We start from the raw sequence: 15,125 nt of genomic DNA, 5'->3' as shown, positions 1-15,125 counted from the left end.
TAAAACAATATCCACATGAAAAAACTACAATAAAAAGCATAATAGATCCGATAATTTACCAAATAGATCGTTTTAAAGTTTATTTATATTGTTTAATAAAATATCACTTTACTTATTTTTAATTTGGCTCTAAATTCGCGCAAATTTTATTATCAAAGTAACCTCTCAAACTTTAAAACAGTGGTTATTTACCTTCAAGAGTCGATAAACACACATGGCCGAATCAGCCGCCACAAGCACCTCTAATAACCCTTTAGCACCCGTTATCGGGCTGTCATTTTTTGCTATCGCATCCGGCTTTTTAATGAGCCTTATTCCGCTGTCGTTACCTGCATTTAAACTCGATGAAAACCTAGCGCCTTGGCTTGCGAGCATTTTTTACTTTGGCTTACTTATTGGCGCCACCACAATAGAGCGCATTGTGGTAAAAATTGGTCATCGCTTCGCCTTTATATTATTTTTAAGCTTATTAATAGCAAGCGTGCTTGCACAACTTGCACTGCCAAATACCGTTAACTGGTTAATTGCTCGGTTTGTAGCAGGTATTGCTGTTGCCGGTGTGTTTGTCGTTGTTGAGTCTTGGTTATTAATGACTAACACAGCAAAGTCGCGCGCTAAACGTTTGGGCTTATACATGACCTCACTTTACGGGGGCAGCGCCGTTGGTCAGCTTGCTATAGGGCCTCTTGGCACCGAAGGTTCAACGCCTTATTTATTTGTAGCCTCGTTATTATTTTTAGCTATTTTAGCGCCTTTATTAATAACCAAAGGTCAGCCCGAAAAACAACACCTTGAAAAGCTACCACTAAAAGAAATAAAAACATTAAGCCACCCAGCTATGCTCGGATGCTTAGCATCGGGCTTATTACTGGGCCCTATTTACGGCTTAATGCCGGTGTATATTTCAGCACAAGCTGATCAAGCTCAGTACACAGGGACACTTATGGCGGTTATTATTTTAGGCGGCATGGTCGTGCAGCCGCTTGTGAGTTACTTATCTACTCGGCTTGAAAAAAGCTTATTGATGGGTATGTTCTGTTTAGTAGGCGCAGCCGGTGCTGTGGGTATACTACAAGCAAACACTTTAGCAGGATTAATAGTAAGCTACTTAATACTAGGCGCATGCAGCTTTGCACTTTACCCGATTGCTATAACACTTGCGTGCGACTCATTACCAATGGCAAAAATAGTATCTGCAACTGAGGTAATGCTTTTGAGTTACAGTATTGGTTCGGTATTTGGCCCTATGCTCGCCGCAAATTTATCTGATGCACCAAACGGTATTGTGTTTTATTTAGCAGGCTGTTTAATCACTACCTGTATTTATATGTTTATTAAAAGCATTAAAAATATTCGCGCGGGTAAAACACCTGTTGCAGGCTAATTTTTAGCTTAAATACACGCTTGCTTATTAACTAATTCTAGCTGTTAAACATCTTGATTTAACAGCTAAAACTATTATTTAGCAGTGAGTTTTTTATGTGGGCTCAAAAAAAACATCTTCTTCCACCCTTGGTTTTGCGTTGTAAAAAGCCACGGCATAGGCACTAACGATAAAATAGAATAATGCACATGAGGCTGTTTTCCTGCGGCATTTCCGGTATCGCCCAGTAAGCCAATTTGACTGTTTATGCTTACTACATCACCTGTACTTACCGAGTAGTCATTTAAATGTGCAAAATAATGCACGCGCCATTTAGGCCCAAGCACCGCAACCACTTTACCACCTCGGGTTAACTCACCTGCAAATATAACAATACCGCTTGTTGAGGCAACTACGGGGGTATTTTTTGTGCCAAAAATATCAACTCCTTTGTGCACACCCGACCTACCCCAAGGCTCGTACCAAAACGTGTTATGGTTCCAATCTTTACTTGTGGCACCTTGTACCGGAATCATTATTTTTTCGGGAATTAGTAAGCCTACTATTAATAAAATAGCTATTCCAATTGCAATCCACTTAAGTACTTTCACTTTTCTATCCTTGATATTTAAATAACTTATACTGGTAAATTATTAGCCGTAATAACTGAACTCATCATGAGTCGTATTTATGGTTTTACTTATGAAGTTTTATTTGAATGAAATACCCGACTAACATGTACTAAGCTGATCAACTTCAAAACAGGTTTTATAAGCAATTGAGCACTGCCCGCTATAAACAGCCATGTGCCACTTTCTATTAGTGAGTCATTTAAAAAGAAAAAACTGCCAATTAAAAACCAAACAGCAATCAAAAAATCGTTAAACGCTCCCAGCGCTTCATATCGTCGCTGGATGGTAATATGCTCTTGTCCTAAATCTAAAATAAACTGATTACTGGGGTCCATAAGTACTGCTCACTCTTTTATTTCATAATTTAAAAAGCTTGTTTTCACAAGCTAAGCCGCACCATACAATAACAAAATTTACGCAATAAAAAACGCTGGCCAATGCGAATCAGCCAACGTTTTTATTGTTTGTGCAATACTTAACTAATCGTTTATTTTTTCTCTTTTTCTAAACGCTTTTTAAGACTTAATGCAGCATCGGCGGCTAATAAACGCATAAACTCAGAGCCATTACTTTGCTCGCCTTGGCCTGCGCCTATTACAATTTCAGGCACTAAACGGCTATTACCTAAGCTTGTAAATAAAGCAGTTTGAATTTTAACTTCTGCTTTTAGCGTTTCATCAAATACATACTTTGGATCAAGTGCAGCAGACTTAGCTCTTAAACGAGCCTCAGCTAAAACGTCCATACCTAATGCTTCTAAACGTTGTTGCTTTAAAATCTCTTCTTGCTCTTTTGCAAGCTCCGCTTTTACAGCCACTCGTTGCTGCGCAGAAATAATGGCATTTGCCTTAATTCGTTCAGCATCAATTTGCTCTTTAATTTTTAGCTTTTCAGATTCAGCACGTTGCTTAGCAATTGCTTGTTCACCTAAAGCCACTTCAGTACGTGCTTGTTGCTCAGCTTTTTTAAGGTTTTGACGCGCTAGTGCTTCATCAGCAGCTGCTTGCTTTTGGGCTTCAAGGCGAGCATTTACTTTGCTTTCGTAGTCAATATCAATAATGCTGGCATCAACGACTGTAATACCATATGCGCCTAAAATAGGAGCGTTGCGTAGCGAATTACCTTCGTCATCCGCTTTAATATTAATTGTTACACGCTGCTGTTTACTTAAATTGCCTAAATCGTCAGATTTATCACGATCTCCGGTACTAATAATTTGTTCAGTAACAAAAATACCGTTTGTTAATTGATCCGCAAAATCTTGGCTTAATTGACCATTACCACCAGAGTAATGTTGCTCTACCGACATCATTCGCGCCGACGCTTTTACATTTTCGGTGGTTGCACGCATTAATAAATTAGATATTAATGTTTCTTGTGAACCAAACTCTTCGTGTATTTTAAGTAAACCACGTAGAGCACCCGACTCTGCTGCAGGTACATTGCCTGGCAATCTAAAACGAGAAACACCTCGTGCGCCACCTGTTGTGGTATCTAAAAATCGAATTGGTATTAGCGGCACAATTGCGCTTGCTGTTGCGCCGGCATCGCCCGTAAAGTTAATCGAAATTACTTTTTTATAGGCGGATGTACTACCAAACGCTTTTAAGTAAGGGCCTGCTTGATTTATTACGGTTAAGTTACCTGTAAAAGCCGATTGATGTACTAAACGCTCATCTGCTTCATTCCACGAAACAACTTGCGATGTAAGGGTTGCTATCACGACCAATACAACAACAATTGATGACACTATAATTACATTACGACGACCAAATCGACTCATAAATGAGTCACTTTTTACTGCTGGGACTGCTTTTTCGCTATCCATTTTTATTACTCTCCATGTTTAATTTCTTTTTAACAAAGTAAATAATTTCCTGTTCACTCAAATGTGCGCAAAAGCTACCAGAGCGATGTAACTCAACAAATGTTGCAAGGATTTCTTCTTTACCTTTAGCTGTTTTATCTTGGTTTTCTTGTGTTTGATTTTTTTCTGTTAGTTGAGTGATTAGTTCATCAACTATCGTGTCTTTATCAAACAGTACGTTGTATTCCTTGGATTTTCTTACCCGACTTTTATGTACGTTGCTGTAAATTACATAAAGTGCAACGCATAAAATAATAACAAGTAAACTTAGCCCAATAATATAAATAATCATAAGATCTACTTAAATTGGTTAGAATATTTATCAGTAATAACACTTGTAAAAATTGATACAAATTTGTTAAGCCGATGATTTTACATTAAACCCAAGCAAAAAACAGATTAAATAATCACGAATAAATTTAAAGCTGAAATTATACTGAGCATCGAAAAGTAGGTTTATATTAATAAAAAAGCCACCTGATTAGGGCAGCCGTTTTATAACTACTTATTTTTAAGCTTATTTTTGAGCTTAGTTTTAAATATTAATTACTATCGTTTTCTTCGCGTTTATAAATATACGTTTGTTGAGTTTTGAAGCCAAAACCAATTGGTTCAGCGCCATTTACTAGCTTAACTTTTCCATCTTCAATATTTAAATTTGGTCCAAGTATTTCAATCGCTTTTATTGGCTTATCAGAACCCTCAATGCCAGGGCCTATTAAATAAAACTGACTAACTTGCGTTACATCCGTTTCGTCATCCCAATCGCACTTACCATCTGCATCATTATCTGCACACGACGGGCCTTCCCCAAAAAATAGCTGCGGTGTATCTGGTACATCATTACTTGTTGCAAATTTCACATCGTCATAAACCTTTGTTCCATAATGCAAATGAAAAGCATAAAGCGAACCACCGCCCCCCGTTAACGAACATTGGTTTTGTGTTGATGATGAAGATGCAGGCGTAAAGGAAGTAAAGTAAGCAACCCCACCAACGACGGTTGCTGCAGCAAGGGATTTTTCGCCTGTCCCTAATTCATATCGCCACCCTTTAAATTCCGCTAAATCAACTTCAAGATCAACAAATTTATCAACGTCATCAAGTGCGTTACCGAATGGGTCTTCATTCATTTTCATTAAATCATCTGGCACTATTGGGGCTGGAAATTCAGTAAATATTTTTGTTACGGTGTTTTCATCACGGATCATATACAGCTGATCTTGCTCATTAGTAGCTAGTGGGTTTGAACGATTCCCGCTACCTATTACTATTGCGTCGTACGGGGTATCTAAACGGGTCGTGATCATTTCACCACCATAATTGGTTTTAGTGACTTTACTAAACAGCGTTCTCGCTACTAACGGTTTGTAAAAAAAACGTCTGTCTTGCGATGCTAATGTACTGCCAAGCTCCGCAAGTTTAAAATGAGTAATATCATCTTCATCGTCACTAGGAATATCTACTCGCCAAATATTACCGCCAGTATCGGTTGCATAAATTCGGTCAATATACCCGTCGTAATCTGAGTCAAGCGTAGTTACATCCGCTGCAATACTGTGCTCACCGGTAAAACCATGTTCATCTGGAGTGAGCGCCCATACCTTTTCGCCAGTTTTAGCATTAACAATGTAAATACCCAGCCCGGTTTCATCTGTTGTTCTAATCGCATTATCTTTGTTTGTATCGTAGCCTGCGCCAAATATTAGCAATGGATCCTCACCAAAGGCTTTAATGTATGCAATTTGAGGTTTAGACCATGTTTGCGCTAAATATTTAAATTCTTCTGAGCCACCAACAATAGGCTTATTCCATAATTTTTTAGGTTTTTTTGGGTCACTTATATCAAGCGCGTAGTAATTATTACCGCCTCTGCGCATGCCTGCAAATGCCCACACTTCATCATTATCACTTGCTCTAATAACACCATCATTTAACCCTTCGCTATTTGAGCCTTTATTATTAAAGAACACACTTATAGGCCCATCCATGCCATACACTTTTGTATTTGCAAGATTACTACGCAAAGCAGGAATATTTTTTAATAAGGCAGCAGGTGTAAAAGCCCACTTTTCTTCAACCGTATCGCCTTTGTCTTCGAACATATGTAAAAAGCCGGCATTAGTACCAACGAGTATATGAATACTTCCATCGCCGTAATCTATAGATACCGGCTTTGAATGCAAAGGGTCGCCAAAAATATTGATTCGTTGATCTACTGATGAGTTATCACCGTCTTCATTATCAACATCAATTCCTCGTGCCCAGCTAATATCACTTTCCTGTAAAGTTAACCCAATATTAGGAATCAAATCAGGAGCAAGATCGGTAACTGTACTTGTCGCTAAATTTAAAATGGTTTGTACTTTATCAAAAGTAAAATCAATAATACTGCCCGTTTTATCTATATAAATTTTACGGCTATCGGGGTCTAAAGTTGATAAAAGTAAATTTACGCCACCCTGAGCTACTAAATTCCCATCTGCAGGCTTATTAGTTGGCAACCAAAATGTTCGCGCTTTCTCATCAATTAACCCATTTTCATCAAGGGCTATTTTATCAGTTGAATCGACTATATTTGCACCAGACACTTTAAGCTTTTTTAAATTCCCGCTCCAACGTGCGCCAGTTTCTGGGTAAAACATCGCAAAGTAAATTGACTCTCGGCTACGTGTTTGGTCAACATTATTACTAGCTACCGTAGGGGATGAAAAACTATCGTTAACTTCGCGTATTTTCGATATTGTATTATTAAGCGCTTCAGAAAGTTCAGTCGATGTTTCTGCATGTAAGTACTCGCCGCCGCCCAATAAAGCGGTTTTTTCTAATAACTTTTTACCATTTGTACTCATGCCACTACCAAAACCGATAGTAAAAACGCGTCCGGTATCGGCAACCTCTGGCGTAGTGTCGTACAAATCCACCTCTACATCTCTTGTACCATGTATTATCTGAGCTAAAGCGGCTAAATAACTACTACTTGTTTTAGCAGGGTTTGTGCCAAAATTAGATTTGTATAATGATTTGATATCATTGTTTCGGTTAGTATCATTTTGAGGATCACCGTCAGTCATCAAAATTAAATTGATTGAGTTATCACAACGTACGTCGGCACCAACTGCTTGGGTAAATGGTGATATGTATCGAGAGTTATTGTCGTAGTATAAAGAACCAGTTTCAGCAGAAAAATCGCGCTCATTTGAGTTTTGCCCGTAGTACACTTTCTGACCTGTTAAATACAAGTAGGCTTCCCATAGGGTTTCTGTAACTGGGGTACTACCAGCTGCTGGTAAATTGTAAATTTGGCTTAGAATTGTAGAATGGGGAGATCCAAGGCCAGCCATAATATAGCCGCCATTATCATTTTTAAAACGCATCAAACCAAAATCGATAGAGCTATTATCGGTTACTAACTGACTCATCGCGCTTATACCAGCATCGATTTTTCTAGGTCCACCATTAGGCAACTTAGTCTTCATACTTCCTGAAGTATCAAAAATAATAAGTACACGAGGGTTTTCGTCGGTTTCAACATTATGGTTTACGTATAGTTCTATATCTTCGGCAAATACAGAAACGCTAATACCTACCCCGAATAACAAGACAGCTATTTTTTTTAGTTTAAATTGCATTTTTAAATCCCTTTATTTGCGCTTTTTATTTTTATTGCGCAAGTTAATAACTACTCTATTCCCTGTTTAATTTTTAGTAATATTGAGGTGGGACTAAAAATTAAAACAAAAGTCATATCTAGCTATTCATCACAAAACAGTGATTAGCACCCACGTGGCGTCAATGCTATAAAATATATATTACTTCGATTTTCAAATAAAAACAGACTAAAGTCAAAGACATTAGGTTTTATTATCAATTAAAAACAACAGCTTAAATAAAACAATCCCGTTTTACTGCACAGTTAAATCATGCTAAAAAACTATATTTTTACCTATGTTTCTATATTTATAGATCTATGTTTTAGGTAACAAGTACTTACCAATATAAATTAGTAACGTAAAGCTCTAAAAATCACCTTTAAAAACACTATTATTCAGTAAAACTGTTTTATTAAAAGAAGTGTGTTTATAGGTAACTACGGTTATTCAAACATACAAAAAAGCCCATATTAGGTGCTACCTAATATGGGCTTTTACACTCTCGCTAAATTATAGGCGCTTTATACAAGCATTCTTATAAAGATAACTCTTTTTTAGCGCGAGTTAAGTTATGTGTTACAAGTGAGTTTTTAGAAATTTGAACTGCTTCATATAAATCAGAAATACCAGCAGTGTCTTTTTGAGCCTTAATACGTGCTACACCACGGTTACTTAATGCAAACGATGTAAGTTCACGTACTTTTAAACGTGGACCATGACTTTGCTTAAGCAATGCAATTGCTTGTGTACAAATAGCTTCTGCTTCTTCGTAGTTTCTTGATTCAACATTTAAAGCACAGCTATTAAATGATTTTTCAAATGCAGGTGCTGCAGTTACAGAGTCTTCAATAACCATTAATTTGTAATCACCTTGATTAGCCATTGCAGCTGAGCAAGTTAATAATGAGCCAAGAGCGATGGTTTTTAAAAGTGTAAATTTCATGATTATATTCCTAATTAATTAAGTCGTACTTGTTGCCGACAACTAAACTTTAGAGTGTTAGCTCAATTACCACAAACGATAAAAACAAACCTAATAAGTGAATAAATCTAACCTATAGACTTTAGTCTAACACCTGTAAAAATACTTAGTAATTACAATTAGTTAAAAACCATGAAAATCACTAAACAATAAATAGCAAAATACATTTTTTTATTTTTAATAATACCAATTCGCTTAATTAAGTGGTCTATTTTGAGGATGGAAAAACGTGTTGATAGCTAGGCAAAAAATTCGCTATTTGGTTGTTCTAAATGAGAATTTTTTAACGCAGGTAGCGACACGTTTAGCCCCGCAAAATGATTATGTATTATTGCGGATTGGTATAACACAATACAAAGTTAATAAACACAAAAAAGCCGATGTTGGGGTTTAATCCAACATCGGCTTTTTTACTCCCGCTATTTTATATTATGCTTTAGTAAGCACTTTATAAAACACGATATAAAGGTTTTTTATAACGATAATTCTTCTTTAGCGCGAGTTAAGTTGTGCGATACCATTGAGCTGTTAGACAATTTTGATGCTTCGTATAAATCAGCAAGTGCAGCTGTATCGTTATGCGCTTTTAAACGTGCAACACCACGGTTGCTTAATGCGAATGACGTAAGTTGGCGTACTTTAAATTTAGGGCCATCTGCGTCTTTTAAAAGTGCGATTGCTTTAGTACAAATTGCTTCCGCCTCAGCGTAGTTTTTTGACTTAACATTTAGTGCGCAGCTATTAAATGATTGCTCAAGTGGCTGTGGCGCTGTTGCAGTTTCAATAACCATTAATTTGTAATCACTTTGATCAGCCATTGCAGCAGCTGAACATGTTAATAGTGAGCTAAGAGCGATAGTTTTGATAAGTGTAAATTTCATGATTAATTTCCTGTAAGTTAAGTCGTACTTGTTGCCGACAACTGAACTTTAGAGAATTAACACAACCCCGACAAACGATTAAAACAAACCTAATAAGTGAAGAAAATTAACCTATAGACCTTAGTCTAATACGTTTAAACTTTTTCTATATATTTAAACAACTTACGCACCAACAATCGTGCCTAAAATCGCTACTTTACGTTTTAAAATGTATATAATTATTTATGCTTTTTTTTAGTTGGTTTTATTTTAAACACCTTACTTTGGCGTAGCTGAATAACAATCAAACAAATTTAAACATTTAATTACATGCAATACTAAGTTATGTATTTATAATTATAGCTCTGGTAACTTTTCATCATTAATGGGTTAACTTTTTTGAAACACATACTTCCTCTTTTTGTTTTATTAAGCACGCTTTTATCATTTAGCCAAAATGCTAACGCAAGGTTTTTGCTCGGTAATGACATGCCTAACACCGGTATGTTTATAAAATCAGAATTTAATGGCGATAGCAGCATTACATCTGCGGGTTTAGAAATGATGGTCAAACAAAATTACAGTAACTTTGGTGTTGTTTTTACAAGCGCAATTGGCGCGGCAGTAATCGATAATAAACAAGGCGAGCAAGAAGAATTTATAACGTGGGACAATGGCATGAAGCTTGGTTATTTTAATGACTTTTTTATATACGCCGAGCTTGGCTTAGATCTGTTCGAACTCGCCTTTAAAAACGATAGGGGCGATAACACCTACCAAATAGAAAAATCGAACAACGATATAGACGGCTACGCAGGTATAGGTGCGGGTTATCACTTTAAGCCATTTAAAATAGAAATATTTACCCGAGCACGCCAAATAGATGGCGACTACTGGGAAGCACAAGAACATATTTACAGCGGTGTGCAGCTCAGCTTTACATTTTAACTCCCCTTTTGTTTTATAAAAAATAAAAAGCGTGTGAAATACAGCTATTTCACACGCTTTTTAAAAAATTACATTTAACAGGTTTGATCTAAGCAACTTATATTTAACGGATAGTTTTGGCTACTTTACCAATACTCAAACCCTGAATTAAAATAGAAAACACCACAACCGCATAAGTAAGAGCCAACAAAATATCGCGCTCGTTCCCATCAGGTAACTGCAATACCAGTGCAACCGAAATACCACCGCGCAAGCCACCCCAGGTTAAAACTTTCCATGCACCAGATGGCAACTCTAATTGCTTATTAAATGTAGTGGTTGTTATACCCACAACGATTAAACGTGCGAGTAACGCGATTAAAATTGTTAAGCCACCAGCAATAAATAAATTACTCGAAAATGCAATCATGACGACCTCAAGCCCTATGAGTACAAATAAAATGGCATTTAAAATTTCGTCAATCAGCTCCCAAAATAAATCAACGTAATGGCGTGTTTTGTCGCTCATAGCCATACTACGACCATGATTGCCCACCATTAACCCCATCATTACCATTGCAAGTGGGCCCGACAAATGCCAATGGCTTGCCAATGCATAACCACCGATAACGCCCGCTAAAGTAAGGAGTACTTCTTCTTGGTAACTATCAATACTTTTAAGTAAGTAATATAAAATACCACCTAATACCAAACCAAAAATAATACCACCACCCGCTTCAACCGCCAGTGTGTGCGCTACATAATAAGTTGTAGGAATATCACCACTTGATAAAACACCCAATAAAAGCACAAAAATAACCACGCCAATACCATCATTAAACAACGATTCACCCGCAATCACGGTTTCAATACTTTTAGGCGCACCCGCAGATTGTAAAATTCCCATTACCGCAATCGGATCGGTTGGCGAAATTAATGCGCCAAATAGTAAACACCAAATAAACGCTAAATCAAAACCAAGCAAAGGAAGTACTAAATAAAGCGCGCCTGCAATAATAACCGTTGATAGCAACGTACCAACACAGGCTAAAATACCGATTGGCAATTTATAGCGCCTTAAATCGCTAACATTTACATGTAGCGCCCCAGCAAAAAGCAGCATAGAGAGCATGCCATCAAGCAAAACCTCAGTAAAATCTAACTGATCGAGCAAGCTCACTTCGTAATCTATAAGATCATCAAATCCTAAAAAGCCCAAAAATATAGCGCCGATAGATAAAAGCATCGAAATAACCATAACGCCAATGGTTGTTGGCAAGCCAATAAAACGATGGTTTACATAGGTGAGTAACGCGGTAATTGATAAAAATATCGCACTTATTTCAAGTACGCTTAGGCTGGTTCCTGTTGCCATGGTTTAAATCTCAATATTTATTTAATGATACCTTGCTCAAAACAAGCAAAGCAGAAGGGTTATTATTTTTTATACGGTTATCTCGCATTATATTCGCGTAGCCTAAACAAGCATACCCAAAATATTAATTATAAATACACCCCCTAGTCTGTTAACGTATTTAGGTATTAATTTACGCATTAAATAAAACAAAAAAACCCATGTTAGGAATTAACCTAACATGGGTTTTTTACTCTCGCTATTTTATAACATGCTTTTGGTAAGCACTTTATAAAAGCATTTATAAAATACTTATAAAGAAAGCTCTTCTTTAGCGCGAGTTAAGTTGTGCGATACCATTGTACTTGTCGACATTTGGTTTGCTTCGTATAAATCAGCAAGGCCTGCAGTGTCGTTATTCGCTTTTAAACGTGCAACACCACGGTTGCTTAATGCGAATGACGTAAGTTGGCGTACTTTAAATTTAGGGCCATCTGCGTCTTTTAAAAGTGCGATTGCTTTAGTACAAATTGCTTCAGCCTCAGCGTAATTTTTTGACTTAACATTCAGTGCACAGCTATTAAATGATTGCTCAAGTGGCTGCGGCGCTGTTGCAGTTTCAATAACCATTAATTTGTAATCACTTTGCTCAGCCATTGCAGCAGCTGAACAAGTAAGTAGTGAGCTAAGAGCGATAGTTTTGATAAGTGTTTTCATGGTCATAATCCTGTTGGTTAAGCCGTGCTTGTTGCCGACAACTGAACTTTAGAGAATTAACACAAAACCGACAAACGATTAAAACAAACCTAATAAGTGAATAAATCTAATCTATAGACTTTAGTCTAATGCCAAACTACTAATTTACGGCAATTGGTATTTATACAATCAGCAACCAAACCCACACCTATTTAGTACGTTCAAGCAACTTAACTACTTGGGCTACAACCATTTCTGGCTCATCATTTTGCGGGTAGTGATAGCTTTTATTTGTTATTACTATTTCACCTTGAGGAAATGCATTAGCCCACTTTGAGTGTAAGTCGCCCCACATTTCACGCGCTTTGTCGGTAAAAAATAATACAGATGGCTTTTTGTACTTTTTAACTGAGGCAATTACTGTCACGGGTATGTCAGCAATTTGTGGATAATCTGGTAGCGGGCGTTTTGCCCAAAAATCTAAATACTGATTCGACATTCCATTTTTCATGTCATCGAGCTTTATTGCTGCAATTTCTTTTTCAGCGCGTGGCAAATCAATCGCGCGCATAATATCTACATCGTGCTCTGATGCAGGCTCAATTAACATCAACGCTTTAATCTGATTAGGGTATGTTGCAGCAAATACACGCGCTAGATAAGCACCATAAGAATGCGCAACATACACAACAGGCTCTTCTATTTTCAGTGTTTTGAGTAATAACACAGCCTCAGCTGCATATTCTTCTGAGCTATAGTTTTTCTTTACTTGTGCAGAGCCGCCATTACCGATACGAGAATACCGTATAACTTTAGCGTGCTTGGTAAGTGATTCAAAAACCGGATCCCAATCACTTAAACCAGCAGAGCCGCCCGCTTCAAGTAAAATAGTATGCTTTCCTTTACCAGCTAATTCGTACTCAACGTCAAAGCCATTTACTTGAACTTTAGCCAGTTCAGCTAAGGCGCTATGTGAGATGAAAAGTGAGCAATAAATAATAACTTTTATTAATGATTTCATTGTTATAAATAGGAAGTTTTATTGAAATAATTTTACAATATTAAGCATTTTTATGTATAGTTTCTAATAATATTAGGTACAAATGAAATTAGAGCCTTTAGAGTTTAAAATACGTGAGCATGGTACTTAAGTTTAATGAGCATGATGTGGGTTTTGTAGATCTTGAAGCAGAGTACTTCATCGGTTCGTATGTACTAGCATACTTAGACGATAATTAAACCACATTTAAACGACCCATTATTGAAAACGGCCACAAATTTCTAAAAGCTGCCAACCCCAACTGGACAGAGCAACTAATTCCAATTAATGGTAATTGTACGTTGGTTGGAAAAGTAATATTTACAGGTAAATATTTATAAACAAGGAATTGTTATGATTAGTTTTTTTATGAAACTAAAGAGTACAGCTAGATTGCGGGGTGTTGAATATGAATAAGTTAAAAGATTTCTTCTTCAACCGTAGTAATTGGTTTTACTTTAAAATTATCTGCTATATATTTATTTTAGGGTTTATTGCGGGAATAAGCACACCCCAAATTAGTTTTATTATAAGTTTAAAAAATCAATCATTACCAGATTGGATTATCGCTTTTTGTACGATAGGAATCTTTGTTATCGCCATGAAAACTAAGGGCCAATGGTTAAAACAAAAAGACTTAGAAAATCATACAGAATTTAGCAAATCTTTTTATCAATACTATTTATTAAAAGCAAGTACTGTCAAAGATACTAATAAAGAAAATAAAATCAGACAAGAGCTAGAACATATCGAGACAATTCGAAAAAAACTCAATGTAGACGGGCTCACTCAAACTCAACTAACTTTAGATAATAAAGAAAGGGAACTTGAGTTATTTAAGAAAAACCGTGAACATTTTTATCTAGAAATAGATCAAGCAAAAGAAAAAATGCTAGTGATGGCAAGCATCATTAGAGTTAATAGAGAAGATATCAAAAGCTATGCTATGGCTCTTGCTGCTTACAATATGTATGATATTGCCAATGACTTTGATAAATTTAGGCGTGAGATCAACGAAATTTACCTTGATATACAGAGAGTTTATTTTTCTGAATCTGAATTAATCCACCTCCCAGAATAAATATAGAAGATGTTCGTTTTTTATCAACATTCTCGCTGATTGGTTTCTAAAAATCCCGCTTTTTTCGGGCTTTAAATAACAAACTAGGCTTTATTGACTGTTATAAAATTTAAACTTTCACATTCAATGTATTTTTTACCTCTTTGAGAAATCTTTTTTATACCTAACGCTAATACTTTTGTCCCTTCTAATGACTCTTCATCTTCAAGGTTGAACCGCTCTAAAAAAGTATTCACGTCCTCTTTAGCTATAAATATACTCACCGAACTAGGGCCACCAGAATTTAACCAAAGATTACCACTCATAAATTTTGCATCTGTTATAGCGCCCCAGTAACCATGAAACTTATCATCGTGTTTATCTATGATGTATGGGAACTTTACAAAGAAGTCTTTAATCTTAGTTTTCTCATGGCCACTAAGTTCAATCAGTTGCCCCGAATTTCTGTACTCAAATGAGCGAAGTGAATTTCTTAATAGGGTGCTCAAACGACGATGTGAGATTGCCGTGCCTTTGTTATATAAAATTAACTTTAGTCATATTTCATACCCCGGTGGCTTTAGATCTTCCGATTAATTATCAATTTCACTCTAAATAAACCCAACTAAAACATCATTTCTCACCCAAACCTATAAACTCCCTCGCCCATATGCCATAATCTAAATAATTCA

The 15,125-nt window shown here is 36.5% G+C and carries 14 protein-coding genes; 3 read left to right on the top strand and 11 right to left on the bottom strand.

The window, feature by feature from the left end; all coding sequences use genetic code 11:
• Positions 1 to 214: 214 nt before the first annotated feature.
• Positions 215 to 1,384 (top strand): MFS transporter, encoded by a 1,170-nt coding sequence (locus tag H5087_RS08320; protein ID WP_182671714.1) that lies wholly within the window; start codon positions 215 to 217, stop codon positions 1,382 to 1,384.
• A gap of 74 nt (positions 1,385 to 1,458) precedes the next feature.
• Here the strand turns inward: H5087_RS08320 and H5087_RS08315 are convergent, their stop codons facing one another.
• The 7 genes from H5087_RS08315 to H5087_RS08285 all read right to left on the bottom strand — a co-directional run bounded on the left by H5087_RS08315 (position 1,459) and on the right by H5087_RS08285 (position 9,378).
• Positions 1,459 to 1,974: a M23 family metallopeptidase gene (locus H5087_RS08315; RefSeq protein ID WP_182671713.1), complete on the bottom strand. Its 516-nt coding sequence runs from the start codon at positions 1,972 to 1,974 to the stop codon at positions 1,459 to 1,461.
• Positions 1,975 to 2,063: 89 nt separating this feature from the next.
• On the bottom strand, positions 2,064 to 2,330 hold the full coding sequence (locus H5087_RS08310; RefSeq protein ID WP_002961829.1) for a YrhK family protein: 267 nt from the start codon (positions 2,328 to 2,330) through the stop codon (positions 2,064 to 2,066).
• Between the two features lie 152 nt (positions 2,331 to 2,482).
• The gene (locus H5087_RS08305) at positions 2,483 to 3,823 is read right to left on the bottom strand and encodes an SPFH domain-containing protein (protein WP_182671712.1); all 1,341 of its coding nucleotides are present in this window, start codon (positions 3,821 to 3,823) and stop codon (positions 2,483 to 2,485) included.
• A complete protein-coding gene (locus H5087_RS08300; RefSeq protein ID WP_182671711.1) occupies positions 3,816 to 4,154 on the bottom strand; it encodes a methanolan biosynthesis protein EpsI in 339 nt (112 codons plus the stop codon). Before H5087_RS08300 ends, H5087_RS08305 begins: the two co-directional genes overlap by 8 nt.
• Before the next feature lie 250 nt (positions 4,155 to 4,404).
• Positions 4,405 to 7,494 carry a PilC/PilY family type IV pilus protein gene (locus tag H5087_RS08295; RefSeq protein WP_182671710.1) on the bottom strand — a complete coding sequence of 1,030 codons (3,090 nt, stop codon included), beginning with the start codon at positions 7,492 to 7,494 and terminating at the stop codon, positions 4,405 to 4,407.
• 556 nt (positions 7,495 to 8,050) lie between these two features.
• Positions 8,051 to 8,458, bottom strand: a complete 408-nt coding sequence (locus H5087_RS08290; RefSeq protein ID WP_149592077.1) for a hypothetical protein — start codon at positions 8,456 to 8,458, stop codon at positions 8,051 to 8,053.
• Between the two features lie 512 nt (positions 8,459 to 8,970).
• Entirely contained in the window at positions 8,971 to 9,378 is a 408-nt protein-coding gene (locus H5087_RS08285) for a hypothetical protein (RefSeq protein WP_002963253.1), read from the bottom strand.
• Between the two features lie 468 nt (positions 9,379 to 9,846).
• Between H5087_RS08285 and H5087_RS08280 the strand changes: the two genes are divergently transcribed.
• Positions 9,847 to 10,305: a hypothetical protein gene (locus H5087_RS08280; protein WP_259397756.1), complete on the top strand. Its 459-nt coding sequence runs from the start codon at positions 9,847 to 9,849 to the stop codon at positions 10,303 to 10,305.
• A gap of 103 nt (positions 10,306 to 10,408) precedes the next feature.
• Here H5087_RS08280 and H5087_RS08275 read toward each other — a convergent pair whose 3' ends face one another.
• The 3 genes from H5087_RS08275 to H5087_RS08265 all read right to left on the bottom strand — a co-directional run bounded on the left by H5087_RS08275 (position 10,409) and on the right by H5087_RS08265 (position 13,355).
• Entirely contained in the window at positions 10,409 to 11,659 is a 1,251-nt protein-coding gene (locus H5087_RS08275) for a sodium:proton antiporter (RefSeq protein ID WP_182671708.1), read from the bottom strand.
• Positions 11,660 to 11,950: 291 nt separating this feature from the next.
• Positions 11,951 to 12,355 (bottom strand): hypothetical protein, encoded by a 405-nt coding sequence (locus tag H5087_RS08270; RefSeq protein WP_002963246.1) that lies wholly within the window; start codon positions 12,353 to 12,355, stop codon positions 11,951 to 11,953.
• A 187-nt stretch (positions 12,356 to 12,542) separates the two neighbouring features.
• A complete protein-coding gene (locus H5087_RS08265; RefSeq protein WP_182671707.1) occupies positions 12,543 to 13,355 on the bottom strand; it encodes an alpha/beta fold hydrolase in 813 nt (270 codons plus the stop codon).
• Between the two features lie 427 nt (positions 13,356 to 13,782).
• Here H5087_RS08265 and H5087_RS08255 point away from each other — a divergent pair, with 427 nt between their 5' ends.
• Positions 13,783 to 14,454 (top strand): hypothetical protein, encoded by a 672-nt coding sequence (locus H5087_RS08255; RefSeq protein ID WP_182671706.1) that lies wholly within the window; start codon positions 13,783 to 13,785, stop codon positions 14,452 to 14,454.
• 83 nt (positions 14,455 to 14,537) lie between these two features.
• On the opposite strand, the gene H5087_RS08250 is transcribed toward H5087_RS08255, so the two are convergent.
• Positions 14,538 to 14,942, bottom strand: a complete 405-nt coding sequence (locus H5087_RS08250; protein WP_182671705.1) for a hypothetical protein — start codon at positions 14,940 to 14,942, stop codon at positions 14,538 to 14,540.
• Positions 14,943 to 15,125: the final 183 nt, after the last annotated feature.

Origin of the sequence: Pseudoalteromonas sp. SR43-7 (genome assembly GCF_014163785.1) — a bacterium.
Classification (GTDB): domain Bacteria; phylum Pseudomonadota; class Gammaproteobacteria; order Enterobacterales; family Alteromonadaceae; genus Pseudoalteromonas; species Pseudoalteromonas distincta.
Note: the sequence above shows the minus strand (reverse complement) of the source record. Positions and strands in the feature narration are given on the sequence as shown.

Bases quoted from the DNA above. Each gene is read 5' to 3' on its own strand.
- H5087_RS08305 (WP_182671712.1), bottom strand. From the start codon at position 3,823: ATGGATAGCGAAAAAGCAGTCCCAGCAGTAAAAAGTGACTCATTTATG.
- H5087_RS08320 (WP_182671714.1), top strand. From the start codon at position 215: ATGGCCGAATCAGCCGCCACAAGCACCTCTAATAACCCTTTAGCACCC.
- H5087_RS08300 (WP_182671711.1), bottom strand. From the start codon at position 4,154: ATGATTATTTATATTATTGGGCTAAGTTTACTTGTTATTATTTTATGC.
- H5087_RS08290 (WP_149592077.1), bottom strand. From the start codon at position 8,458: ATGAAATTTACACTTTTAAAAACCATCGCTCTTGGCTCATTATTAACT.
- H5087_RS08310 (WP_002961829.1), bottom strand. From the start codon at position 2,330: ATGGACCCCAGTAATCAGTTTATTTTAGATTTAGGACAAGAGCATATT.
- H5087_RS08280 (WP_259397756.1), top strand. From the start codon at position 9,847: ATGCCTAACACCGGTATGTTTATAAAATCAGAATTTAATGGCGATAGC.
- H5087_RS08295 (WP_182671710.1), bottom strand. From the start codon at position 7,494: ATGCAATTTAAACTAAAAAAAATAGCTGTCTTGTTATTCGGGGTAGGT.
- H5087_RS08265 (WP_182671707.1), bottom strand. From the start codon at position 13,355: ATGAAATCATTAATAAAAGTTATTATTTATTGCTCACTTTTCATCTCA.
- H5087_RS08255 (WP_182671706.1), top strand. From the start codon at position 13,783: ATGAATAAGTTAAAAGATTTCTTCTTCAACCGTAGTAATTGGTTTTAC.
- H5087_RS08285 (WP_002963253.1), bottom strand. From the start codon at position 9,378: ATGAAATTTACACTTATCAAAACTATCGCTCTTAGCTCACTATTAACA.
- H5087_RS08275 (WP_182671708.1), bottom strand. From the start codon at position 11,659: ATGGCAACAGGAACCAGCCTAAGCGTACTTGAAATAAGTGCGATATTT.
- H5087_RS08270 (WP_002963246.1), bottom strand. From the start codon at position 12,355: ATGAAAACACTTATCAAAACTATCGCTCTTAGCTCACTACTTACTTGT.